We start from the raw sequence: 25,807 nt of genomic DNA, 5'->3' as shown, positions 1-25,807 counted from the left end.
GCTCATTCGAGCTTTTTTTGCAAAAAAACGTCGTCCCTCATCATTTGAGGGACGACGTTTTTTCGTTAAGATTAAATCTTACCACCAACCGTTTGCTTGACGGAATGAAACGGCATTTGAAACTGAACCGTAACGTGAGTTGGCATAGTTAACCATGCCTTGCGTTTGTTGTGCAACTGAACCAGTTCCCCAACCTTCCTTAGTTTGACCTAATCCACGGTAACCGTTTGCTGAAACAGCGTTAGGGTTTCCACCTGATTCTGGGCGAACCACAGAGTTCCACAATGCAGCAGATCCACCATTAGCAAGGAATTCGGCGTAAGCAGAACCAGAAGCGGCTGGTGCAGCAGCTTGTTGTACAGGGGCTTGTTGTGCAGAAGCGGCTGGCGCAGCAGGTGCAGCAGCTTCTTGTACTGGGGCTTGTTGTACAGGAGTTGCTTGGGCAACTGGTGCAGCAGCTTGTTGTACTGGAGCAGCTACGGCTGTAGCTTGTCCTTCAGTTTCAAGGGTTTCACCAGCAAAAATCATGTCAACATTAGTAATGTTGTTCAATGATGCCAAGTGATCAACAGTTGTGTTGTTAGCTTGAGCAATTGAAGCAAGTGTGTCACCTGACTTGATTGTCACTTGATCAGCAGATGCAATTCCGGTTGCACCCAAAAGTCCAGCAGCAGCAGCGGTTGTCATAAGAATTGTTTGTTTGATATTCATTGAAATTAATCTCCTCTATATTATCAGCGTTTAATTTTAAATTTGTTTTTGTAGGTCGCCTTAACGACAAGGAATACTATACCGTGGAAAACACTCCTATTTATATCAGAAATATAACGATTTATGACAAAATATGTAATGTACCAATTTTTTAAGGAGACCAAATGGACTGAAATCCTTTTGCAGTCGGATATAGTTCTGTCATGAAAAAGACGCAGTTTATTTAAAATAAATTCAAAATCCCTTTTTTTTGTTGATATGGTCGTGGATTTTGTAAAAATATCATGTTAGATTGCAAACCGTCGACAACATTAAGTTGGCTTTTATGCACTTTTATAACTTAATCAACCTGTTTTCGTCTGGATCCCGGCATCTCCATCGTTTAAAATAAAGCTTATTTCAGGATCAGTTACAAATCAGATGCTTAATTCCAATTTAATGCAGGTATTTAGATAACAACCTGCGGACGATAGCTGTTCATCACATTCATTTTTCACTATTTTAGACGTATATCTATAATAATGAAAAGAAGCCTAACTCTATCGAATTGGGGTTCATCATACAACATTCTTTTACATTACACGGGTTACACAAGTGCTGCTTCAAACATCGCAAATTCTTCTTCATGCTACTTAAAGCGAACCACGCGTTGACCTGCCTGATTAGTTGGATACACTTCCGTGATTTGCACGGTCTGTCCAATCGGATAACGATCAGGCTGTCCCGTATATCCAACTTATTGCGCTCTTGCTAATGTGACCTCATCAATTTGTGTATCATCAAAGCGATAGAAATTATAGTTCTTTTCAATCTTGCGATAGGTTACAAGAGGTGCTTGAATAATCGAATGATTAAATGAATATCCCACATTGGTTGAGCAACCACTGTGAGGTTACTCTCAATTTGACGCTTGTTATAGACGGGTTCAGTGATAACCTGACCGAAATTAGTATTTCCAGTATATTGACTAACACGGGCGATTGTCACGAGGTGCTTGAGTTTCGTTTCGATATTCATACCTGATGTGATGGTTCCCATTTGCTTTGCGTAAGCTGTAGTATTCGCATATAATGTTATTTTTTCTCTCCAAATATCCTTCCGTATGAAACGGGCCCCGAATCTTTGGAATAAAAAAGACATTCAGAAAATTTTTGAATGCCTCCTGTAGAATGATTAATTTTTCAACACTATTAATTTAACACCCATTTTGAGCCAAAAACAGGTATCATCATTTTACAGGTATATGCTCAACTTCAAAATAGCCCCACGCCAACATTACTAAGCCTTATACAAACAAAAAAGAGCTAACTCAAATTGAGTTAGCTCTTTTCATTTATAAATGGACTGGAATACCGAAATATCCCCAAATGTCCCATATTAAGCGTTAAACCGCACCAGAAGTGGGTTTTAATTACTTAACGGCATCCTTCAAAGCCTTACCAGGCTTGAATGCAGGGATCTTTGATGCTGGAATTTCAATTTCTTCCTTAGTTTGTGGGTTGCGACCCTTACGAGCTGCACGTGAACGAACTTCGAAGTTACCAAATCCAATCAATTGAACCTTTTCACCCTTTGCCAAAGTATCTTGGATTGATGAGAAAACGGCGTCAACTGCAGCAGTTGCGTCCTTCTTTGTCAAACCAGTTGCTGTTGCAACATCGTTTACCAATTCTTGCTTGTTAGCCATGCGAAATATCCTCCTGCATAATCATTTACGATATATTTAAAATTAGTTATATGTTAGACATATAACCATTTCGATATTTAGAATATCATAACTCAATGTGATAAACAACATTTTTTCATTGAAAACGCTGATATATCAACCCTTTTAAACATTTATAAACAATTCACGACCTAGTTTGTGCTTCATTTGTCAAGTATTTGACAATAAATTATTTACGAGCTCGCTTAATCAAATGAATTGGTGTTCCAGTAAAGTCAAATGCCTTACGGATTTGATTTTCTAGGAAACGTTCATATGAAAAGTGCATTAGCTCAGGATCATTGACAAAGACAACAAATGTTGGTGGTTGGATTGCGACTTGCGTTGCATAGTAAACACGCAAACGCTTACCGTTAACCGTTGGTGTAGGATTAGTTGCCAAAGCATCCATAATCACTTCATTCAACGTTGCTGACTGAATACGACGCTTGTGGTTCGCATCAACCTGCTTAATCATTTCAGGTAACTTGTTCAAACGTTGCTTTGTCTTAGCTGATACAAAGACAATGGGTGCATATGACAAATATTGGAACTCGTCACGAATTGTTTGTTCAAAATCCTTCATGGTATACGTATCTTTTTCGATTGTATCCCACTTGTTCACAACGATAATGATAGCACGGCCCGCTTCATGCGCGTATCCGGCCACGTGCTTATCTTGATCCCGAATACCTTCTTCGGCATTTAGTACCATCAAAACAACGTTAGAATCATCAATCGCGCGCATAGCTCGCATGACAGAATACTTTTCAGTATTTTCATAAACCTTACCACGCTTACGGATTCCAGCCGTGTCGACCATGACAAATTCATCACCATCAGCATCGGTAAACTTTGTGTCGACGGCATCACGGGTGGTTCCGGCAATATCCGAAACAATAACACGATCCTCGCCTAACAAAGCATTCACGATTGATGACTTTCCCACATTTGGACGACCAATCAAAGAGAAACGAATTGAATCGTCTTCTTCTTCAGCATCTACTTCAGGAAATTCACTGACAATTTTATCAAGTAAATCACCAACACCAGTTCGGTGCGTTCCTGAAATTGGGTATGGATCGCCAAAACCAAGCGCATAAAAGTCATAGATTTCCGCACGCTTTTCAGGGTTGTCCACCTTATTAACGGCTAGAATGACTGGCTTGTCTGTACGATATAAAATTTTTGCAACGCGTTCATCCGCTTCTGTAAGGCCTTCTTTAGCTGATACCATGAAAACAATGACATCAGCTTCGTCGATGGCAATTTCTGCTTGTTGTACGATTTGTGTCATGAATGGTTCATCACCCATTTCAATTCCACCAGTATCTATCAAGCGGAATTCGCGGGTTAACCATTCTGCACGTGTATAAATACGATCACGTGTTACACCTGGGGTATCTTCAACAATTGAGATTCGATCCCCGGCCATTTCGTTAAAGATTGTTGACTTTCCCACATTGGGACGCCCAACAATCGCTACTACTGGTAGTGCCATTTCTGCTACCTCCTTGCAACTTAGCTATTACTTGTAATGTTACTATACTTTCGGCATTTTGTCGCTAAATAAAATTAAGCGTGCGTCAGGATAAACCCAACACACGCTTAATTGTTTAGTTATTCATCAAAAATTAGTTAAAATCCTTGAAGATATCACCGAATGCATCACCCAAAGTTGCGTTACCTTCTTCTTCTGAAGTTGAGTAATTCTTTGGTGCACGATCTTGACGTGGACGACGTGCTTGACGACGAGGACGATCAGAGTTACCACCACCATTGTTGCTGTTGTTAGCAGATGATGAGGCATTGTTTGATTCTTCTTCACCTTCAGGCGCTTCTTCCAAAGCCTTGATTGACAATGACAAACGTTGCTTTTCTGGATTTACATCCAAAACCTTAACCTTGACCTTGTCGCCAGCCTTCAAAACATCAGCTGGGTTGTTAACGTGCTTGTGAGAAATTTGTGAAACGTGAACAAGTCCTTCAACGCCAGGGAATACTTCCACAAAGGCACCAAAGTCAACAACACGCTTAACAGTTCCTTCAAGAACTGAACCAACTGGAGCCTTTTCTTCAATATCATCCCAAGGACCAGCTTCTGTGGCCTTGATTGACAATGAGATACGCTCACGTTCTGGATCCAAGCCCAAAACCTTTACCTTCACAGGTTCACCAACTGACAAAACGTCTGATGGTTGTGAAACGCGATCGTGTGAGATTTCAGATACGTGAACTAATCCATCTACACCACCAAGGTCGATGAAGGCACCAAAGTTAGTCATACGAGCAACCTTACCTTCAACAACATCACCAACTGACAATTCATCAAAGACATGCTTCAATGCTTCTTCACGTTCGGCGTTCAAAACGTCACGACGTGACAAAATCAAGCGGCTTTCGGCTGGGTCGATTTCGATAATCTTTGCACGAATAGTTTGACCCTTGTATTGGTTCAAATCTTGTACAAAGCGGTTTTCAATCATTGAAGCAGGTACGAATCCACGTACACCGTCAACATCAACAACCAATCCACCCTTAACAACTTGTGTTACAGGTGCTTCAACAATATCACCCTCGTTATACTTGCTTGCGACTTCCTCCCAAGCACGACGAGCTTCAAGGCGACGCTTTGACAATAGGTATGATCCACCTTCTTTGTCAGAACCGATAGTTGATACAACTACCAAATCCAATACATCTCCAACCTTAACAAGATCGTTAACGTCAGCATCACGGTCTGAAGAAAGTTCGCGCATTGGGATAACACCCTCAACACCGGCACCTTCAATACCTACAATCACTTGACGGTTATCATCAATTGCTAAGACTTCACCCTTGACTACATCGCCAACTTTAACTTCGGCTACACTATCAAGAGCTGCCAATAGCTCATTGTTCTCTTCGTTCATTACAATATATCCTCCTGGTCACACGACTCTAGCGATTATTATACAGTATCCTTGTCTGTATTACTAGCATTAATCGTGGTTTTTTTATGATTCAAATAAATTATGCCTTCTCAGCGATGATGGCCTTGGCTCGATCAACAACTTCATCAATCGAAAGTCCTGTTGTATCTAACTCCACTGCGTCATCAGCCTTTTTCAAAGGCGAAATTTCACGATGTGAATCTAAATAGTCACGCTGCTCAATTGCTTGCGTTAATTCAGCTAAAGTTGTATCCGTATCAATCCCCTTAGCTTGGTTTTCCTTATAGCGGCGTTCGGCCCGTTCTTGGACTGAAGCAATTAAGAAAATTTTGACGTCCGCATTGGGCAAAACCGTTGTTCCAATGTCGCGTCCATCCATTACCACACCAGCATTACTTGCAATTTCGCGTTGTAACTCGGTCATGGTTGAACGAACGGCAGCATATGAAGCAACAGCTGAAACATTACGAGCGACTTCGTCTGAGCGAATCGCTTCCGTCACCTCTTGTCCGTTTAAATAGACATGTTGGACTGGCGTACCAGGCTTAAATGTAATTTTCACATCAGGCAATAGTTTGGTCACAGCTTCTTCATCGTTTGGATCGATGCCGGCTTGCAATGCGGCCAATGTGACAACTCGGTACATCGCACCAGTGTCAACATACACATAATCTAAATCATTCGCTAAAATTTTAGCAATTGTTGACTTTCCAGCCGAAGCTGGTCCATCAATTGCAATCTGCATTGACTTCATCATTACATCCTTTGTTAATTTATTTACCTTATTATTTTACGCTATTCAACTGTGAAAGTGAATTGTTCCAACAAAAAAAGATTACCAAAATTGGTAATCTTTTTACTTAACGCGTAATTGCTGTCCAGCTGAAACATTGGCTAGGTTAACCCCAGGATTCAATTCTTGGAGCTTAGCTTGTGAAATGCCGGCGTTGGTTGCAATGCGGAAAGCACCTTGACCTGCCCCGACAGTTGCGTATTGCTTTTCACCCTCATCTGGTTTCTTTGAACTTTGCGCAGCTGCATTTTTCTCACTGGCAGCCTTCTCACTCGCAGCTTTTGCTGCTTGTGCTTGCGCAGCCTTACTTGAACTTTCGGCGGCCTTAGATTGTTCAACAGCTGCCTTGCTTGAAGATTCCGCAGCTTTTTGACTTGATTCAGCCTTAGCACGACTCTCAGATGAACGCTTTTTAGCCAATGATTCTGACTTTGCAGTATCAGTTACTTTTGTCTTAGATGTTGAAGCAGATGACCATGTCTGCTCTGCGTTGGTTGGCTTATTTAATGTTTGCAAATATTCATATATTGGCACAAATGATAAGACCACCACAATTACCACCAATACACCGATTGTCCAATTCACACGTTGTGACTTGCGACGGTGTTCAGTTCTTGAATATTGGTCAGGTTGGTCTTCTTTAAAAGTTTCCTCCCATGGCTCCGGTTTTTTATCTTGATCGGTCATGATAGGCCTCCTAATCTCGAATTTACTATGCCATAGCATACACCAAAAAAAATGGTAGTGCTATCGGCATTGAACTTTCTTAACTTAATTTAAAGAGTTTTGTCAAAATCGTTGTCCAATCCATCTTACTTTCAGATGGTGCCACTCGTGGTCTTTCCGGCAATTCGACGGCTGATAATTCCCACTTAGCCATGCCAATGGATTCAAAATCGCTGGTTGCTTTCTCACCAAAGTATCCTAATAGTAGCGGACGTAGCGTTGACCGTGATTGTGCATAGCGCACCATTTTAGCTAAATCTGCTTCACGAACCACTCGTCGTTCTGCAAAAAGTTGTTGAATCGCAGGAACGGATAAATTGTGTTGCCCATAATAGTCTAATAACCGAGCTCGCTCTTCGCCAATGTCACGTTGGCTGAGTGTTTTTGCATAGTACCCTTCAATCATGGCGTCCGTTGGCAAGGAAGCATCAATCAAATGTTGTTGGATGCGTTCATCCCCCTTTATATAGAGCAAGATTGCTACGGCATTTTGTCCATCACGGCCGGCACGCCCAATCTCTTGCATATAATTGGCCAAATCTTGGCTCAAATGATAATGAATCACAAAGCGAATATCGTCCTTATCAATCCCCATGCCAAACGCTGAAGTTGCCACAATGACATCTAATTGATTTTCCATAAATTGTTGTTGCAAACGATACCGCGCCACATTATCTAAACCACCGTGATAAGCCGCCACACGTTTCCCAGTTGCATGTCGTAAAAATTCAGCTAAACTATTGGCCATTTTGCGACTAGAAACATAGACAATCCCTGCACCCGGAATTTGATGAACTAAGAATTGCAAGCGTTGGCGCTTATCTTCTTGGTTGGTTAATTCTTCCGTGTGTAAATAAATATTAGGACGATCGCTGGACTCCGTGTAAGTGAACCACTGCGCCGCGCCAAGATCAAACCGCCCTTTTAAATCTTCTTGCATGGCTGGAGTGGCCGTTGCTGTCAATAGTAGCAAACTCGGCGCACCCAACTCGTGATGGATGCGTGGTAACTCAAGGTAGTCTGGTCGAAAATCAGGTCCCCAACTTAGTAACGTATGGGCCTCATCAATAACGAACGTATTTATTTGAATACGTTGAAACGCCTGTAAGACACTTTGTTGTGATAACATCTCTGGTGAAATAAATACAAACCGATATTGGTTCAAATGCGCTAAAATGGTGAATTTTTCTTGTGCATCCATGGTCGAATTAAGAGCAATGACTGATTTTTCACCTAGGTAGTTAAAGCGAGCCACCTGGTCTTGCATCAACGATAATAACGGGGTCACGATGACGACTGTACCTGGTCGTAAATAGCCCATCATTTGATAGATTAAACTTTTACCACCACCCGTTGGCAACATACCAAGCGCTGCATCCCCGTGCAACAACGCCTCAATGATTTCGCGTTGTCCCGGTCGAAATGAATCGAATCCAAAGTGTTGCTTTAACGTAGCTTGAATGTCTGTTTGATTAATCATACCCTTGCTCCCGCTTTGTTTGCCAAATCGCATACAACCTAAAATTAAAGAACTCTTGAATATCTGCCGATTCCCGAACGGTTTTAAACCGCCAAGCATCGATATCCGGATCAGTCAGTTTCTGCGCAAAGGTAGCTTTTAAATCATCCGTTAAATATTGTTCGTACGGAAATTGGTCAATTGGCAACCAAATGGCTGCTGTTAACAAATGCTCCTGCACTGTCCCTAATTTTAACTGTCGCGTTTGTGCAATGTCGGTTAAAGCTTGACCCGCTTTTGCTGCATCAAAACTCGTTTGCATACTGGCAGGAAATTGCGTTCTTTTCCCCACGACCGCATATAGTTGGACTAAGGGGTTCTCAATTGTGACATGCTTCTCCAAATAAGCTAATAAAGCCGTATATTGATCCAACTGCCATAAATAAAAATCAAAATCCGTCCATGCTTCTGGCAAATGCATTTGATCATAATTTAAGCCAGCAGTTTCATGACCAACCCAGCTCGCAGCTAAAGTGTTCGCTGTCTTTTCCGGCAATGTCGCCAAGAAGGCTTGTAATGTTTCAAACCAATTGCCAACTAGCTGCGTTTTATCTTGCTTTTTAAACCACTGTTTGATGCTTTGCCTTTGCTTTAGGCTTGCTTGCATGGGGTAATATTGACGATTATGATACGACCACTCTGACACAACTTGATTTGCCTGTAAGAATAATGGCATAAAGATGCCTGTTTGATATTGGATTCGGGATGCGTTTTGCTGAGGCAAATAATGCTCATTTGCATATTGTGCTTGCGCTTTTGCACCTTTGTCCGTCAATAAATAAAGACCTGGCTCAGTTTGTTCCAGATCTTTATTTTGTTGCAATTGCTGCAACGCATGTTCATATTCATTTTTTCGTAACTGAGGCAACAGACCAAACCAGTCTAATAATTGATACCGTAAGCCCCAGTATTCGGCCGATCCCGTTGTTTGTTGCTTTAACAAGGCAAAAATAACATGACTCCGACGAGGTTGTTGTTTTGAAAATAACGTTAATAAGAATTCAGGATTCACAACAGCCTCCTTTCCATCAGCTTACATTTGGCGCTTCAATCGAATAAAGACATTCTTGAAGCCCATCAAAATAAAGCCTGACACCAGTGTGAGCAAGGCCCCTTCGATTAAGTTAAAGGGCAAAACCATGTACGTTAAATATACCTTGGTTCCAATTGTTTTGGCAATATCAAAATTAGCAAATCGCGCGTATAACGGCATCGCATAGACGACATTCAATACAACCATTGTAACGGTAAGACCGAGTGTCCCAATCACACCACCTTTTAGAATCGATCGCCATTGCCAATTTTTCCCAGCTTGCATGCCCCAATATAGGCCTAATAATAGCACCCCCAAACCAATGATGTTCATGGGCAAACCGATATAATCATTGACACCCGATCCATCAAGCAAGATTTTTAAAACGGAACGTAAGAGTAATACCAAATAACCTGCGCGTAGATCTAGTAGAACGGCGGCAAAGAAAATTGGAATAAACGAAAAATCCATCTTGAGGAACGTGGCCCCTGGAATCAGTGGAAACTGACTAATCAACATTAAAATAAATGACAAAGCTGCTAATAGCGCAATTACGCTTAATCGTTGTGTGCGTCGCATTGTTTTCTCCTCATAGACGAAAAAAGTCTTCTCTAGGTTTCAGGGCTACCTAAAGAAGACTTTTTACTGTCTTAACTTTAAAATCTTCTATATACCAGACTATACTGTCGGTTATGGAGTTTCACCATATCAATCAAATGCACAATGCAATTTGAGTCGCGGACTTACAATGCCAAACATTGCTCACCACCGGTCGGGAATTTCACCCTGCCCTGAAGATATTATTCATATTAACTCTAATATAGAGTTTGCCTTACTATTTGTCAATAAGAAGTCTTACGATTGCTTCGCCGGTGCTTTTGCGTCCTCTTTATCATTGGCTTCAGGGAATAGGTATAATGTCACTTCCCCATGAATTAATTCACCAAGGTACACGTCTGAAACAGTTTTGTCTGGATATTGTGCTTCGACTTGTTTTTCAACCCATTCTTCATCGACATCAACAACATCCAAAAGGCCTACGTTAATTTGACCATCTTGAATGATTGGATACTTCGTGTCTTCTTCACCGTACTTATTGATCGTCAATTGTCCATTTTGTTCCAAAGTTGCCAACTTAACTTGTTGAATTTCATCAAAACCACTTGAACGGAGCTTGAACATCAATTCATTGGCTGACAAACCAATCCGCATGACGGTATCCATCTGAATCTCACCACGTCGAATCACGACAATTGGACGTCCATCAATAATCGTCCGAATTGTATAACTATATTCTTTGGCTACCTTCAAAAGTAGGACTAAGAATGTCCAAATAATCAGAACCATGACGAATTGGAGCGTTGAAATATCTTTATTATAAATCACCCCACCAATAATCCCACCAAGGGCATAGTTTTGAACTTGGTCCATGGCTGAAATTGGTGCGAGATTTCCCTTACCCAAAATGTTAATTTGGATAATCAAGGCCACAATTCCAACAGCTAATTTAACAATAATATCTGAATAATCACCCATTATTTATCACCTGTCTTTACTGTAATCTGGTCACTTGGCACCGCAATTTCTGTTGGTGACACTGTGTAAGCCGTCATATCTGGATTAAACGTCAAATCCAAATATTGATTCTTCTTCCCAGCTTTAATCAACATTTGGGATTGACTTGTCTTTCCGTCAACCGCAATTTGATCAACCGGGACATTTTCTTTCTTAGCAATTTCATGCAAAACATCAACTAATTGTGACTTTTTAGCATCAACTTGCTTAATCCCATTCATATTTTGCAATTGTAACCCAATCGTGAATAGTCCTACTAACAATACTAAAATTGCCAAGTCACGGTAACGTCCCTTATGTTGGTGCTTAAAGTACATAAAGGCCAATACAATCCCAACCAAAACTAAAACACCTAAAACTGTCCAATGAATAATATTTGTCATAGTATCCTGGCTCTTAATATAATCAATCGTATAAAATGTCATGATCGCCTACTCTTCCCTTTTTATTAAAAAAACACCTTATTCAGGTCCGTGAAATATAATAATATATATTTCATTTCAAATAAAGTGTTTTTTAATCTTTTATAATCTTCCAGATGAACGACGGTATTGTTTACCATTTTTCAAATTTTGAACTTCATCATATGAAAGCTCACGATATTCACCAGGTGCCATATTATCGACATCCAGCATTCCGTAACGTTCACGGGTCAATTTCAAAACAGGGTGTCCAACCGCCTTCATCATTTCCTTAACTTGGTGATAACGACCTTCATGAATCGTTAATTGCACCATTGCCGTATTCTTGGCCTTATCAACACCAATAATTTCGGCTTTAGCGGGTGCCGCATGGAATGTGCGGTGACGCTTATTTTCAATGGTGTGCACGGTTACACCTAGGCGTAACGCCTTTAACTCATCATTAGTCGGAATCCCCTTAACCTTAGCCACATACACCTTATCAATCTTGTAAGATGGATGCATCAATTGGTTGGCCAAATCACCATCGTTAGTCAGCAACAAAACCCCAGTGGTGTCATAGTCTAACCGACCAACGGGATAAATACGCTGTGGCACATCTTTTAAGATATCCAGAACAGTGGCACGGTCTTTATCGTCCGATGCCGTTGTCACAACTTCACGTGGCTTGTTCAAAAGGAAATAAACTTTCTTTTCATTTCCTTCAACCGGCGTCCCATTCACTTCAATCTTATCGTTTGGTTCTACCTTTGTGCCCAATTCTGTGACGCGTTTTCCGTTCACAGTTACTTGACCTTCGGTAATTAATTTTTCAGAGGCACGACGTGATGCAACTCCAGCTTGGGCCATCACCTTTTGTAAGCGTTCTGCCATATTTAGTTTGTCTCACTTTCATCTAATAAGTCACTGGTAAAAGCTGACTCAGTTTCTTTAAATAACGGTATTTCTTCGTCCAGTTGATCACTCGTTTGCAAATGTTCTAGGGTTTGCGCTGTTCCTAATTCAGGCAAGTCGCTCAACGCATCCAAGCCGAAATAATCCAAGAAATATTCGGTGGTGCCATATAAGTTGGGGCGTCCAGCCTCATCGGCACGTCCTTGCACACTAATCAAGTTCCGTAACACCAATTTTTGGAGCATTGCACTTGACTTCACGCCCCGAATCTCATCGACATCAATCCGTGTCACCGGTTGTTGATAAGCCACAATTGCTAAAACTTCTAACGCTGATTGCGATAAGTTAGAGGTAATTGGTGCTGTAAAATAATGATGAATGACTGATGCCATTTCAATTTTGGTGACAAGTTGGTATTGTTGCCCATGTTTAACCAGCATTAAACCACAAGTAGCGTCAGATGCATATTTATTTTGCAAGCGTTGCAATCCTTGCATCACTTGATCCGGTTCAGCTTCGGTTGCCGCCGTAAGTTCGGTTAACTTAACGCCCTCATCCCCTGATACGAATAGCAAAGCTTCAATTTGCGCATCTAAATTATTCATCGTTCTGTTCACCTGTTATTTGATTTTTTAGGACAATTTGATCAAAATTCTCCTGCTGCGTCACATAAAGTTCTTGGTGGCGGACAAGTTCTAAGACTCCCAAAAAGGTCACAATCACATCTGCTTTAGTCACCTGACCATCAAAGAGTTCATCAAACGTCAAAACAGCATGATGCGCAAATCGATCTTTTATGGCATCAATTTTGATTTCAATCGACGGGCGGGCGGGCGCAAGCGAACGTGTTTTAGCTCGATCAACTTGGATTTGCCGGCGAGCTAACAACGTATCAAAGGCCTGTTGTAAAGCATCCACTTGCACCCCAACTGGTGTCGGAATGAAGGTATCTTCAGTCGCCAGCGGGTCAACCGTTTCCGGCGCACGTGAAAATTGCTGTTGTCGATCTTCTTCTAACACGCGCAATTGAGTCGCAGCGTTTTGGTATTGTTGATAATCCAGCAATTGCTGCATCAATTCTGCCTTAGGATCAGGTTCATCAACATACTCAGCTAAACTATCATCTTGTTCATCAATCATGACCGGAATCAAATCTTTTGACTTAATGGCCATTAAGTTAGCTGCCATGACGAGAAAATCACCTGCAACATCAAGATTACGATCTTCAGCTTGATGAATGAAATCCAAGTATTGTTGTGTGATTTCAGTAATCTGAATATCAAAAATATCCATCTCGTTAACCCGAATCAAATGCAACAACAAATCTAAGGGGCCATCAAAATCTTCTAAATGATAGGTCAGTTGATCAGTCATCTTGTTTAGCCTCCCGCCAATCGTTCACAACATGCTGAACCCGTACGGTACCCATGAGGACCAAGTCTTGATTCTGACGATCAAGTGCATCCAACATCTCCTGACGGACTTTTAAACGATCTTTTGGTGGCACTTCCACACCATATACCAGTTGTCGAATAACGACAGCATGATACATGTATTCAATCCCAAGCATCGCCACAAAATGTCGTGACTCAGGATCTTGCCAAAGGAGCAAGCTCCGATTGGGATTATTTTGATACCAGTCAATTTCACGTTGCGTGGTCGCAATGTTTTTATACTCAGGTAAATAAGAGAGTAACCCCATCGCAATTTTTAATTGATCTTCACGAACAGTTATTAACATGTTTACCTCCTAATAAAAATAGCAACTACGCCCGCGGATGACTTTTATCATACACTTCGGTCAGACGCTTATCCGAAATATGGGTATAAATTTGGGTTGTTGAAATATCAGCATGACCCAATAGTTCTTGAACAATCCGCAAATCAGCCCCGTTTTCCAGAATATGGGTCGCAAACGAATGTCTCAAGGTGTGCGGCGAAACATCTTTCGTAATACCGGCTTGTCGCACCATTTGTTTAATTAACTTCCAAACACCTTGGCGCGTTAGCTGACGCCCATGATCATTTAAGAAAATGACATCGGCCGCTTGCTGCTTACCCAAAAATGGCCGACCATCTGATAGGTAACGTTGTAACCAATGCGCAGCGACATCCCCAATTGGAATAATCCGCTCCTTATCCCCTTTACCGATTGTTTGAATCAAGCCAATTTCAAGATGGAGATCATCCAATTTCAAATTAACGAGCTCACTGACCCGTAATCCGGTTGCATACATCACTTCTAACATTGTCCGATTGCGTAACCCTAAGGGGGTATTGGTATCAGGTACCGCTAAAAGCGCATCAACTTCGGCTACCGACAAAACTGCCGGTAAATGTTGCGCTTTTTTGGGTGGATCAACTTGATCCATAGGATTCTTTTCAACCCATTGACTATTGTAGGCATATTGGAAAAACTTACGTAACGATGAAACCATATGAATCACCGAGTTACGTGATTTTCCAGCCGTTTCAAGGGCCTTCAAAAAATCTAAGATGGTAAACCGATCGACATCTGTCAAAGCCATACTATTACGCTCATGCATTAAAAAATGAAAGAACTGTACCAAATCTTGGCGATATGACGTCCGAGTGTTTGCCGATAAGCCACGTTCCACAGTCACATAGTGTAAATAATCCGCTAACTGATCTGTGTAGACGCCCACCTCATTTTGTGTTGCCATTTATTTTTCCTCTTGTTCAACCAAATAAACACCTTGATCGTCTTGCGTAATCAAACGTTGCTTATACAAATTCCCCAAAGCGCGCTTGAATTGACCCTTTGACATATTAAAGTACTTTTTAATTGCTTTTGGATCTGACTTATCATTGTATGGTAATGAATTTGTGGCTGAAGCTTGTAACAATTTCAAAATCATTTCAGCATCATCCCCAATTGATTCATACGCACGTGGGCGTAATGATAGATTTAATACACCATCATCGCGAACACCAATTACCCGTGCGTCAACGCGCTCACCTAAACGTGGTTCACGATAGCGTTCATCTGGGTGAATAAATCCGATATGATAATCATCAGTCATCACATACGTCCCCACCATCTTCAAACGATAAACCGTTGCCTTCACATTTTTGTTTTGCATAGTCTTTTTAGCTGGGACTTGCAAAGCCTGGTAAACTTCGGCTGGTGCCAGTTCACCCCATAGACGGTCTTTATTATCAACCCGTAAAGTCAACAAAAGACGATCACCACGTTGTGGCCAAAGTTCTTTAATCGTTGGTAATTCATCTAAAGACACCACGACATCTTTGTCTGGTAGGCCAATATCAACGAAGACCCCTAGGTCACGTCGAATATCAGTCACTGTGCCAAAGGCAAAATGCCCTAAGCGCACCTCTGGAATTTTTTCTGTAATGACTAAGTCATTTTGTTTATTCTCATATGCAAATCCGGTAACCGTATCACCAAATGCAAAAGGAACGTCAAATTCTGCTTTATTCAATTCATAGGTTACCCCATCAATTTGGGCAAAGTAGTGTGTGCTATTTTCGTCAGTAATCTTTGCCTGAACAATTTCGCCAACTTTATGTGCCATTGTTTCTCCCTATTTCAAACTACGTTTTAACATGTTATTTTCATCTAATACTCTAGTTTAACAGATGTCTCGGATAATTGCGCCCGATATGGTTGAGATTATTATTTTTATAGGCAATCCGGACTGTCTTTGCTAGAATGGAATTAATAATAAATGAAAGTTGGAAAACAAACATGCAAGCAGTTGGAATGGAACCACAAGTTTTAATCGATATCCTCGTTGGCGCTAAAACAGGTGTTATTTACGATTTCGATACTGATCTACGTGGTGATTTGTTAATTACATCATACGCCTTGAAAGAAGCTGGTCTTCCCTCAAACATGGCTGGTGCGGTTGTTCAATTAGAAGATGTTGAGCCAACCGAAGACGGACACTACATCTGGAAATTCAACCCTGATGTTAAGTTGATTCGTCCATTCAAGGTTCACGGTACAATGGAGCTTTTTGATATTCCTGATGAAAAGATTCAATACGAACCAACAAATTGGTTCAACGTAGATGCCGAAAATGCTGGTCATGAAAAGATTAACGACTGGATGGAAAGCTACGTTGCCGCACACCCTGATATCGAACGCATCCCACGTGCTGATATTCCAGATGATATTGCTGAATTAGCCGCATCTTTTGATGATTGGCGTGCCGCCTACTTCACATTCCTTTACGCCCCTACTAAGGCGCAACGTAAAGAATTACGTGAACCCCGTTATGAAGTAGAACCAAAGTAGCGTAAAAAAACGCAAATGTCAGTGACATTTGCGTTTTTATTTTGTCTGCTTAAAAACTGGACTGAAATTCTCCATAATGAATTGGCCTTCATCACTTGATTCTGGCACGACTCGCAAATTTGGCACCTCAGGGTGCTTTTTTTGGTAGTCTTCCCAATACTGCTTAATAATGAAAACATTCTCATCACTATAGGCATCAGCATCGATTACCATAAGCAACTCTGTGTCATCGGATTGAATAAGCTTTCCCAAGTAAGCTTGGTTGGCAACCTGACTCAACCACGGAATTAAATCCGCCTCAATCTCAGCATCATCTTCTGTCAATGCTGCTAACATCGTGCGTCCCTTTGGGAAGAAGAATTCCCGTGGTAGGACTACACTTTGATTAATCAAAACACCTTGAATATCGTCAGTTGTTCGAATGCTGTTAATTAAATCTTGAAAATGCATCGTAAAGACTGATTCATCACCCGTTAATTGCGCCCAATTCGTGTACGTATCAACAAGGTAACGATCAGGGTCGATCTCTGGCTGCGCCACTAGTTCAAATTGATATTGGTCATCATCCTCTTGACCACGAACCAATAAGGTTGCATCAGCTAAAACATTTCGAAATTTGTCTGAATTTAAATCCAGGTCATTTGCTTGCAATGCATGAATTAATGCATCGTTCATTATTGGCTGATTCATTTATCATTAGTTCCTCATTTATTGTTTTCTTTATAGTATAACCATTTTAGACCAATCTGCCAAGTCATGTCATTTTAACTAATCGGTTACCTTATCCAATAATGGACGTAGCATGATTGGTGCAATGATTGTTGATAAAATAATGACAATCACAAAGCTTGAAAATTCCATGTGGTTAATGATCTTTGTTGATAGACCAATTTGGGCAATCACTAAAGCCATCTCTCCTCGTGATATCATTCCTGCTCCAATGGCACGGCTATCTGTTTTACTAATTCCAGCTAAACGAGCTCCCCAACCAGCCCCATAATACTTCGTGGCAACAGCCACAATGGTCAAAATGACAAGTAACACGGCTTCATGCCAAAAATTATTAAAACTCACCATCAACCCGATTGATCCAAAGAAAATTGGGAAGAGGGTCCACTTTCCAAAGCGATTACTTAGTTCCAAGAAGCGGCTTGAACCTGACCAACGTCGCATGACTAATCCTAGACCAAACGCAATCAAGGGCATTACTGAATCAAGCCCCAGCCCAGACCCACCTACGAACATGGCATAACCAGCTACCAATAACAAGGCCATCACATCATCTAACACGGCAGCCCCCAAAATGACTGAACCGGCTGTTGATGCCAATTTTCCTTGCTCATTTAATACCGCAATTGTAATTGATACTGACGTTGCTGAAAACACAATTCCCCAAAAGATGGCTGTTTGTAACTGAATCCCAAACATTAAAGCTAATACGGGGAAAACAATCAATGGCAACAAAACGCCAAGTACCGCCGCATAAGTTGCAGCTTTCATGTTTTGCTTGAGTTGTTTGACATCGGTCTCCAATCCCGCATTTAGCATGAGCAGCAAAACACCGTATTCACCAATAACGTGAATGATGTGCAAACTTGGTACTAAATGTAACATTGCAGGTCCCACAATAATTCCTGCCAATAGTTGCCCTACAACATTTGAGAGACCCAACTTTTCAGCTAATTTTCCACCCACTAAAGCTGAGACGATTAAAATACCAAAATATAAAATATCCATAAACACTCCATTTCCTAAAAAAAAACACTTCAAGATTGACTATTCCCCCAAATAGTCGATCTTGAAGCGTTAGCTCAACCGAATAAATATTCAATTACTTACCTGAAAACAAGTTATCAAATGGTGATTCACCAGTGTTTGCAACTTGAGTCAAGAAAATTTTGATTGCGGTTTGGGTGGTTAACCCTTGCGCCTTAAAAATTTCATCTGCCTTATCTTTTACGTTATCTTCAACGCGAAGTTGGATCAATTTTTCTGACATGCTTCTCACTCCCCTTACTTTCTCTTAAATTACATGTATTAGTATATCAGATGCGGTTAAAGTTAATCGTTTCAATAGTTTTACAAATACATGTTTTTAATATTAACATGTGTCAAAATGACATACAAGATTTTAATAATTTAAATCGGTATCAAAAATAATGGTAACCGGTCCATCGTTAATTAAACTCACTTGCATATCTGCACCGAAGACGCCCGATTCAACCAAAAGCCCCGTTTCGCGTAATTTGTCGTTAAACAAATTATACATTTCTTTTGCATATTCTGGTTTCCCCGCATGCATAAAATTTGGTCGGTTCCCTTTTTTGGTTTGCGCGTACAACGTAAACTGTGAAACAGATAAAATTGCCCCACTGACATCTTTAATGTTTAGGTTCATTTTTCTTGATGAATCTTCAAAAATCCTTAAATTAACGATTTTCCGGACCAAATAATCAATTTCTTTGCTAGTATCTGAATCTTGAATCCCCACAAGCAAGAGATAGCCTTGTTTAATTTTTCCAACTGACACATCGTCAATCTTAACTTCGGCTGACTTAACACGTTGCAATACAACTTTCATCAATTAAATACTCGCTTTACTTCATAGATATCAGGCACATCACGGACCATTTCCATCATATGCTCCAATTGGCTCAAATCACGAACCCCCACAGTCAGTGCAATTTTAGCTTCATTTTTATTTTCAATGCGTCCGTTAATTGACGTGAGCGTTTTCGTGTTATTTGTCACGGTCCGCATAACATCATTTAACAATTTATCACGATTTAGACCGCGCACAGTTAGATTGGCCTCAAATTCTTCATTGGCAAAGCCTGCTTCATTTTCCCAGGCGACATCAATCAAACGCTGCCCTTGTTGTTCGGCCGCAATGACATTTGGACAATCAACTCGGTGTACTGATACACCACGTCCACGTGTCACATAACCAGTAATCTCATCCCCTGGCACAGGTGTACAACAATGACCAAAACGAATCAACATATTATCAACGCCATCAATAACAATGCGATCCTTACGTTTGTTTTGATCTTTTTCATGTTTGACAGTATCATTTTCAATCGTTTCGTGTTCTTCTAAGATGGCCTTTTGTTCAGCAGCTTGGCGATCCGCTTCCATCTGTGCCCGCTTGTCTTCTGTTAACTTATTGGCAATTCCCTGAGGATTACTATCCCCAAAACCAATACTAGCAAACATGTCATCAGGACTATTGAAGTGTGTCTTTGACGCCGCATTTTCTTCATTTTCCGGAGTCATAATTTCTTCCGGATCAAACCCATTTTCTTTAAGGAAATGGGTTAGCATTTGACGCCCGGCCATAACATTATCATCACGATCCTGCTTACGGAAGTATTGACGAATCTTATTGCGGGCACGGCGCGTTTTGACCATATTGAGCCAATCACGATTTGGCTTGGCCGTTGGTGACGTAATGATTTCAACAATATCACCTGTTTTAATTTGATAATCAAGCGGAACAATGCGTTCGTTAACGCGTGCACCGGTCGTGTGGTTACCGATATTCGTATGAATACTGTACGCCATATCAAGTGGTCCAGCCCCTTGAGCAAGCTCAATCACATCCCCTTCAGGTGTAAACGCATAGACGCGATCTGAAAAAAGATCACCCTTAACTGATTCCATAAAGTCGTCAGCATCACGGGCATCATCTTCCAAATCAAGAATGCCTTGAATGACATTTAACTTTTGCTCGTCATTATTTTCGACATCCGCGCCATTAAAGTTACCTTCTTTATAGGCCCAGTGCGCCGCAACCCCATATTCGGCAATTTCATGCATTTCATGGGTACGAATTTGCACCTCAAGAGGACGCCCACTAGGTCCAATAACAGTTGTGTGCAACGATTGATACCCATTCGCCTTTGGCAGCGCAATATAGTCTTTAAAACGGCCTGGCATTGGTGTCCAACGCGCATGGATGGCACCAAGGACCGCATAACAATCAGGAATTGAATTCACAATCACACGAATCGCTGAAAGATCATAAATGTCTTTGAAGTCTTTCTTCTTATCAACCATCTTACGATAAATGGAATAAATGTGCTTTGGACGCCCATAGACATCGACATTTTCCAATTCTAAATCATTAATCGTATTTTCAATTTCGTTCACCGCTTCATCGACGACTTCTAAACGTTCGCGACGACGCATTTTCATTGAGCTTGCGATTTCATGATAGGCATCTGGATCAAGATAACGTAATGACAAATCTTCCAGTTCCCACTTAATCGTCATAATTCCCAAACGATCTGCTAAGGGCGCATAGATTTCAAGTGTTTCAGAAGCAATGCGCTTTTGTTTTTCAGGACGTAAAGCATCCAGCGTACGCATATTGTGCAAACGATCTGCTAATTTAACAATAATCACACGAATATCGTCTGACATAGCCAAAAGTAGTTTACGATGATTTTCAGCCAGTTGTTCTCGGGATGACTTATATTTGATTTTTGAGATTTTTGACACGCCGTCAACAATATTGGCGACGTCATCTCCAAAATTCTCACGCAAATCATCTAAAGTTGCATCAGTATCTTCAATCACATCATGGAGATATCCCGAAACAACGGTATCAGGATCCATTTTTAGGTCCGCTAAAATACCAGCAACTTGTATTGGATGCATAATGTACGGCTCACCTGATTGTCGCACCTGATCTTCATGTAAATCAGCAGCAAACTGATACGCACGATCCACTTTTTCAACATGTTCTGGATTCATATAAGTTGCGACAGTGCGATGGACGTCATCTGCTGTAACTACTTTTGCTTCTACCATATCCTATCCCTCAGTTCATTTCGTGCGTAACGCATCCGTCAGCACACCTAGTTTAATTAATATCATTGTACCGCAAGTTCTGGCATGAATGTAGTCCAAGATTAAAAGAATCTCACATTTATCAACGGCTTAACGTGATACCGTTCTTTTTAGCAACGAATCCCTCAGTTTGCATTTTGAAAAGCGACATTATTTGCGCCAACAATTTGCTCTAAAGCCAATTGTACTTGGGGTTCAATTGATAGGCCTTGGTTCGCATCGAGGGCAACCTTGCGTCCGCTTGCTTCTTCAATGATGATAACTTGATTGTTCCCATGGTTCTGTTCCAGAATCGGTTGCAGGTTCTGGTAGACCACATTCGGATCAGTCGCACTTGGAATCCGTAAGAACCAACGTCCGGCTGCCGGTTTTTCAGGAACGACAGCCTGCGGTTGGGTAGCTGGCGCGGCTTGGATTTGATTTGCAATCAGTTGTAAACTATCGCGACCGCGTTGTTGTTCCACTTTTCCTTGAATTCGTAAAGTCTTCCCTTTTTCAAGTAGTGGCGCTACTTGTTGATACAGCTTTGGAAAGACTGTAATGGAAATCGTGCCAGTGAGGTCCATGACATCCACAAAAGCCATTTGGTCCCCTTTTTTGGTGCGAATGACTTTAACATTTTGGACATAGCCAATCAAAGTGACTTGATCTAAGCCAGCAACAAGGCTGTTAATGTCGGTATGTGGTTGCCCTAAATATGCTTCAATGGGATGTCCACTTAAATAGACACCCAGCGTGTCGTATTCGTGGGCTAAGCGTTCCTCAGTTGGAAATTCGTCCAATTGACGTACTTTGGGAGTTAATGTTTCAAACAGTGACATTGAATCTCCGGCTAAACCGACTGCGTCCAAGTATCCTTGTAAGGATTCTAAAATTGAACGACGATTATAGCCAAAGTCGTCCAGCGCCCCAGCATAAACTAACGGTTCGAGTTGTTCTACTTTACGATATTTATTTGGCAAACTGCCAATAAATTGCGTCAAATCCTTAAACCCACCTAACTGCTTGCGTGCATCGAGAATTGCGGCCCGAAAATCACGACGTAACCCTAAAATTGAGGCCAATCCCATTTGCAATTGTCCCTGTTGGTTCACACTATAACCTTGCCAGCTTTGGTTTAAACTTGGGCCTTGAATGGTTACACCGACTTCTCGTGCTTCCGCAATATAGGCTGCTACTTTCGCTTTATCATTAATGGCATCATTTAACACTGCTTTATAAAAAGCCAAAGGATAATGGGCTTTCACGTAAGCTAATTGAAAGGCTAACTTCGAGTATGCCACGGCATGAGAACGATTGAACCCATACTGCGCAAACGTTTCAATGTAGCCATACACTTGCTCAGCTGTCGCCGCATCATGTCCTTGCGCTTTTGCACCAGCCATGAAATCAACTTTAATATCGGCCAATTTATGGGCATCTTTTTTGGACATCGCCCGCCGTAATAAATCGGCTTCGCCCAGAGTGAAGCCAGCAAACTGTTCTGCAACCCGCATAACCTGTTCTTGATAGACAATAATGCCATAAGTTGGTGCTAAAATATCCGTTAAGCTCGGATCCGGCACATCTTGCGCTTCTTGACCATGCTTTCGCGCAATGAAGTGGCCAATGTTTTGGCTTGGTCCAGGTCGGAATAACGCATTCGCGGCTACAATATCTTCAAAACTATCAGGATGCATTTGAATCAACATATTTTTCATACCAGCTGATTCAAATTGAAAAATCCCATTGGTTTTTCCTTGTTGGAACAACGTCAATGTCTCAGCATCATTTAAATCAATCGTTTGGATATCAAAATCAGCATCTTGTTTTTGTACTTCCCGCAGCGCCGTATCCAAAATATTGAGATTAGAGAGCGCCAAAAAATCAACTTTTAACAAGCCTAGTGCTTCAACTGGTCCTTTTGGTAGTTGCGTCACAAGACGCCCATCTTCCCCAAGTTGAACTGGAATAGTTTGCTCAATTGGCGTTGCTGAAAGCACTACCCCAGCTGCGTGTAATGACGCATTACGTGGTAGTCCTTCTAAGCGTTTGGCTGTATCAAACAATAATTCACCATCGACCGGCAAATCAAATAACGCATTGCGAAAGGCCTGTGATTCGTCAAAAGCTGCTTGCAAAGTGAGATTTGGTTGTCGTGGCATCGTCTTAGCCAACTGATCGATTTGGGCTGGTGACAAACCAAATACTCGTGCCACGTCACGAATAACCGCACGAGCACTCATTGTTGAAAAAGTAATGATTTGTGCAACTTGTTCATGCCCATATTTATCATGTAAATATTCCAAAACCTGCTCACGTCGATTATCAGGAATATCAATATCAATATCCGGCATTTGCGCACGTTGTGGATTTAAAAAGCGTTCAAAAAGTAAATCATATTGAATCGGATCCACATCCGTGATACCCAAAGCGTAAGCAACCAGTGACCCAGCTGCCGAACCACGCCCTGGTCCCGTCCGAATATCCTGCTGATGCATATAATTCATCACATCCCACACAATTAAGAAATAATCATCAAAGCCTAATTCGTCAATGACTGACAATTCATAGGTTAAACGGGCCTCATAATCTGCATTTGGATTTGGCACCCGTTGCGCTAAGCCTGATTGTGCGAGTTCGGCTAAATATTGTTGCGCGGTGGTATTTGCGGGTAAACCAATCGATGGTAGGTTATTTTCTTGTACATTAGGCGTAAATTCACTGTGTTCAGCAATCCAGTCGCTCATGTCAATAGCATCCTGTAGCCCTGCTTGTTGAAATTGGTTCGTCCAATCATCGGCACTGGGCAAATAGGCTTCCGCCGGTGCAGCTTGCGCTTGGCCAATATTTTGAATAGTCTCACCTTGGCCAATTTTTTCAACGACCTGCATCGCAAAACCATCTTGCGGATGGGTATAAGCAACTTCGCCCATGGCAACTAATGGTGTTTGATATGCTTCGGCAAATTGACGATATTGCGCTAATTGATCTGGCCCCATCTGTGGCGTGACACCAATCAAGAGATGATTTTCTGGCACAATGCGCTTGGTGGTTTCAATTAAGGTGGCAGCAGCATCAGGGTGTGAACTATCAAGCACAGACAGCTCGCTGACGGCTGGAAAAACGACATATAGTCCAGCTAAATAATCCTGTAAATCCGCCAAACGTGGTGGCTCAGCTGAAGTCATGATTTGACTACTGATTTCGAGCAAATTTGTATAGCCGGTCTGATTTTCCACGATAAAAACAATCGGGAAATTTTGAGAAAGTTGGGTCCCTGTCAGATTCGCCGTTAACCCTAAAATGGGTTTCATCTGTGCTTGTTTTGCTGCACGATAAAAATTATCCATACCATATAACGTATTTTCATCCGTCAAGGCAATCGCTTGATACCCTTTTGCTTGTGCATCTTGGACCAAATCTGCCGGTAAAGTGGGGCTCTTTAGGAGACTAAAGGCCGAACGTGTCTTGAGTGGCACCATGTTTTTGCGCCCCCTTTCTAATTTGAATGTCGTCCTTTTATCATAGCATTAATTTATCCAATCGGGCCAAAATAAAAAGACCAATCTACAAGAGATTGACCTTTTTAGCTGACCATTTAGTGTTCACGTGGCTTAGGTGCGGCTGATTTTGAAATATAATACTCAACGACCGTTCCTAACGTTCCAACAATCGCTGAGAATAGTGAAACCGTTGTCGCATCATAACTGACACCCAAAAGCGCGCTGGAAATATATCCAACAACCTCACCTAAAATGAACATCCAAAAAAATAATGTTAAATACTTCATGAATCTTTACCACCTAAACTTCAAGATACTTTTATTGTACGCTTCTCAAATCAGAATGTCATGTTTCTTGTGAATAAAATCGCAAATTTCTAGCGTCGCGTATAATGAATGACACTGTAATCGTAATCATTATCCTCGTTCGTTACGCCATGCGCATATTCTGTACCTTGCCATTCTGTCTTGTCGACAATCGGCATTTTCACATCACCTGTAAAATCAGTATCCAAATAGGTTACGTACAAGTCTGTTGCTAGGTCCATGAACGCTTCATAAACTGGCTTTCCACCGATAACAGCTAGGTCAGTCCCTGCTTCTTCAGCAATTGTGATAGCTGATTCAATACTGTATACCTTTTGGAAGCCCATTGGCACTTCAAGACTTTCATCATGGGTCAAGACTAAGTTCATGCGTTCTGGTAGCGGACGTCCGTTAAAACTTTCCATTGTATGGCGTCCCATCACGACAACCTTTTCAAGGGTCAAAGCCTTAAAAATCTTGAGATCATCTTTTTCACGCCAAGGAATTTGGCGTTTGAGTGCAATCGTTCCATCATTTGTTTGCGCCCAAATTAAAGTTATATTCGTCATT

The 25,807-nt window shown here is 41.4% G+C and carries 27 protein-coding genes and 1 riboswitch; of the genes, 1 reads left to right on the top strand and 26 read right to left on the bottom strand.

Annotated features, from left to right (window positions below; genetic code table 11):
- Nucleotides 1–78 precede the first annotated feature (78 nt).
- The 18 genes from D3P96_RS06095 to D3P96_RS06010 all read right to left on the bottom strand — a co-directional run bounded on the left by D3P96_RS06095 (nucleotide 79) and on the right by D3P96_RS06010 (nucleotide 15,868).
- Complete coding sequence (locus D3P96_RS06095) at nucleotides 79–711, bottom strand: LysM peptidoglycan-binding domain-containing protein (protein ID WP_124943490.1); 633 nt, start codon at nucleotides 709–711, stop codon at nucleotides 79–81.
- 822 nt (nucleotides 712–1,533) lie between these two features.
- Nucleotides 1,534–1,728, bottom strand: a complete 195-nt coding sequence (locus D3P96_RS06090) for a hypothetical protein (RefSeq protein WP_124943489.1) — start codon at nucleotides 1,726–1,728, stop codon at nucleotides 1,534–1,536.
- 394 nt (nucleotides 1,729–2,122) lie between these two features.
- On the bottom strand, nucleotides 2,123–2,398 hold the full coding sequence (locus D3P96_RS06085; protein ID WP_057744095.1) for an HU family DNA-binding protein: 276 nt from the start codon (nucleotides 2,396–2,398) through the stop codon (nucleotides 2,123–2,125).
- A 208-nt stretch (nucleotides 2,399–2,606) separates the two neighbouring features.
- Nucleotides 2,607–3,917, bottom strand: a complete 1,311-nt coding sequence (gene der / locus D3P96_RS06080; RefSeq protein ID WP_124943488.1) for a ribosome biogenesis GTPase Der — start codon at nucleotides 3,915–3,917, stop codon at nucleotides 2,607–2,609.
- 133 nt (nucleotides 3,918–4,050) lie between these two features.
- Complete coding sequence (gene rpsA, locus D3P96_RS06075) at nucleotides 4,051–5,328, bottom strand: 30S ribosomal protein S1 (protein ID WP_124943487.1); 1,278 nt, start codon at nucleotides 5,326–5,328, stop codon at nucleotides 4,051–4,053.
- Between the two features lie 100 nt (nucleotides 5,329–5,428).
- Entirely contained in the window at nucleotides 5,429–6,103 is a 675-nt protein-coding gene (gene cmk, locus D3P96_RS06070) for a (d)CMP kinase (RefSeq protein ID WP_124943486.1), read from the bottom strand.
- Nucleotides 6,104–6,205: 102 nt separating this feature from the next.
- Nucleotides 6,206–6,829 carry a LysM peptidoglycan-binding domain-containing protein gene (locus D3P96_RS06065; protein WP_185696103.1) on the bottom strand — a complete coding sequence of 208 codons (624 nt, stop codon included), beginning with the start codon at nucleotides 6,827–6,829 and terminating at the stop codon, nucleotides 6,206–6,208.
- A 79-nt stretch (nucleotides 6,830–6,908) separates the two neighbouring features.
- Entirely contained in the window at nucleotides 6,909–8,348 is a 1,440-nt protein-coding gene (locus D3P96_RS06060) for a RecQ family ATP-dependent DNA helicase (protein WP_124943484.1), read from the bottom strand.
- Nucleotides 8,341–9,399, bottom strand: coding sequence for a helix-turn-helix domain-containing protein (locus D3P96_RS06055; RefSeq protein ID WP_124943483.1), 1,059 nt, complete (start codon nucleotides 9,397–9,399; stop codon nucleotides 8,341–8,343). The genes D3P96_RS06060 and D3P96_RS06055 overlap by 8 nt, the downstream gene beginning before the upstream one ends.
- A gap of 21 nt (nucleotides 9,400–9,420) precedes the next feature.
- The gene (locus tag D3P96_RS06050) at nucleotides 9,421–9,999 is read right to left on the bottom strand and encodes an ECF transporter S component (protein WP_124943482.1); all 579 of its coding nucleotides are present in this window, start codon (nucleotides 9,997–9,999) and stop codon (nucleotides 9,421–9,423) included.
- A gap of 78 nt (nucleotides 10,000–10,077) precedes the next feature.
- Nucleotides 10,078–10,223, bottom strand: a riboswitch (FMN riboswitch).
- 52 nt (nucleotides 10,224–10,275) lie between these two features.
- Nucleotides 10,276–10,956: a DUF421 domain-containing protein gene (locus tag D3P96_RS06045; RefSeq protein ID WP_124943481.1), complete on the bottom strand. Its 681-nt coding sequence runs from the start codon at nucleotides 10,954–10,956 to the stop codon at nucleotides 10,276–10,278.
- Nucleotides 10,956–11,420 (bottom strand): DUF3290 family protein, encoded by a 465-nt coding sequence (locus D3P96_RS06040; RefSeq protein ID WP_124943480.1) that lies wholly within the window; start codon nucleotides 11,418–11,420, stop codon nucleotides 10,956–10,958. Before D3P96_RS06040 ends, D3P96_RS06045 begins: the two co-directional genes overlap by 1 nt.
- A gap of 99 nt (nucleotides 11,421–11,519) precedes the next feature.
- A complete protein-coding gene (locus D3P96_RS06035) occupies nucleotides 11,520–12,290 on the bottom strand; it encodes a pseudouridine synthase (protein ID WP_057744123.1) in 771 nt (256 codons plus the stop codon).
- A 2-nt stretch (nucleotides 12,291–12,292) separates the two neighbouring features.
- Nucleotides 12,293–12,916 carry an SMC-Scp complex subunit ScpB gene (gene scpB / locus D3P96_RS06030; protein WP_124943479.1) on the bottom strand — a complete coding sequence of 208 codons (624 nt, stop codon included), beginning with the start codon at nucleotides 12,914–12,916 and terminating at the stop codon, nucleotides 12,293–12,295.
- A complete protein-coding gene (locus D3P96_RS06025; protein WP_124943478.1) occupies nucleotides 12,909–13,685 on the bottom strand; it encodes a segregation and condensation protein A in 777 nt (258 codons plus the stop codon). The genes scpB and D3P96_RS06025 overlap by 8 nt, the downstream gene beginning before the upstream one ends.
- Entirely contained in the window at nucleotides 13,678–14,052 is a 375-nt protein-coding gene (locus D3P96_RS06020) for a reductase (protein ID WP_124943477.1), read from the bottom strand. Before D3P96_RS06020 ends, D3P96_RS06025 begins: the two co-directional genes overlap by 8 nt.
- A 25-nt stretch (nucleotides 14,053–14,077) precedes the next feature.
- Nucleotides 14,078–14,995 carry a site-specific tyrosine recombinase XerD gene (gene xerD / locus D3P96_RS06015; RefSeq protein WP_124943476.1) on the bottom strand — a complete coding sequence of 306 codons (918 nt, stop codon included), beginning with the start codon at nucleotides 14,993–14,995 and terminating at the stop codon, nucleotides 14,078–14,080.
- Nucleotides 14,996–15,868, bottom strand: a complete 873-nt coding sequence (locus tag D3P96_RS06010) for a CvfB family protein (RefSeq protein WP_124943475.1) — start codon at nucleotides 15,866–15,868, stop codon at nucleotides 14,996–14,998. It lies immediately after the preceding gene.
- Between the two features lie 137 nt (nucleotides 15,869–16,005).
- Between D3P96_RS06010 and D3P96_RS06005 the strand changes: the two genes are divergently transcribed.
- Entirely contained in the window at nucleotides 16,006–16,593 is a 588-nt protein-coding gene (locus D3P96_RS06005) for a hypothetical protein (RefSeq protein WP_244919075.1), read from the top strand.
- A gap of 36 nt (nucleotides 16,594–16,629) precedes the next feature.
- Here D3P96_RS06005 and D3P96_RS06000 read toward each other — a convergent pair whose 3' ends face one another.
- From D3P96_RS06000 to D3P96_RS05965, 8 genes are all read right to left on the bottom strand, one after another.
- Nucleotides 16,630–17,283 carry a hypothetical protein gene (locus D3P96_RS06000; RefSeq protein WP_124943473.1) on the bottom strand — a complete coding sequence of 218 codons (654 nt, stop codon included), beginning with the start codon at nucleotides 17,281–17,283 and terminating at the stop codon, nucleotides 16,630–16,632.
- A 78-nt stretch (nucleotides 17,284–17,361) separates the two neighbouring features.
- Nucleotides 17,362–18,330 carry a cation:proton antiporter gene (locus D3P96_RS05995; protein ID WP_124943472.1) on the bottom strand — a complete coding sequence of 323 codons (969 nt, stop codon included), beginning with the start codon at nucleotides 18,328–18,330 and terminating at the stop codon, nucleotides 17,362–17,364.
- Between the two features lie 94 nt (nucleotides 18,331–18,424).
- A complete protein-coding gene (locus D3P96_RS05990; RefSeq protein ID WP_057744150.1) occupies nucleotides 18,425–18,592 on the bottom strand; it encodes a type II toxin-antitoxin system RelB/DinJ family antitoxin in 168 nt (55 codons plus the stop codon).
- Between the two features lie 132 nt (nucleotides 18,593–18,724).
- Entirely contained in the window at nucleotides 18,725–19,174 is a 450-nt protein-coding gene (gene dtd, locus D3P96_RS05985; protein ID WP_124943471.1) for a D-aminoacyl-tRNA deacylase, read from the bottom strand.
- Complete coding sequence (locus D3P96_RS05980; protein ID WP_124943470.1) at nucleotides 19,174–21,408, bottom strand: RelA/SpoT family protein; 2,235 nt, start codon at nucleotides 21,406–21,408, stop codon at nucleotides 19,174–19,176. The genes dtd and D3P96_RS05980 overlap by 1 nt, the downstream gene beginning before the upstream one ends.
- A 164-nt stretch (nucleotides 21,409–21,572) precedes the next feature.
- Nucleotides 21,573–24,911, bottom strand: coding sequence for a DNA polymerase III subunit alpha (locus D3P96_RS05975; RefSeq protein WP_124943469.1), 3,339 nt, complete (start codon nucleotides 24,909–24,911; stop codon nucleotides 21,573–21,575).
- A gap of 116 nt (nucleotides 24,912–25,027) precedes the next feature.
- Entirely contained in the window at nucleotides 25,028–25,219 is a 192-nt protein-coding gene (locus D3P96_RS05970; RefSeq protein ID WP_124943468.1) for a YjzD family protein, read from the bottom strand.
- An 89-nt stretch (nucleotides 25,220–25,308) separates the two neighbouring features.
- A complete protein-coding gene (locus D3P96_RS05965; RefSeq protein WP_124943467.1) occupies nucleotides 25,309–25,806 on the bottom strand; it encodes a dihydrofolate reductase in 498 nt (165 codons plus the stop codon).
- Nucleotide 25,807: the final 1 nt, after the last annotated feature.

Origin of the sequence: Weissella viridescens, from assembly GCF_003862435.1 — a bacterium.
GTDB lineage: Bacteria > Bacillota > Bacilli > Lactobacillales > Lactobacillaceae > Weissella > Weissella viridescens_A.
This window is presented reverse-complemented; position numbering and strand designations above follow the sequence as displayed.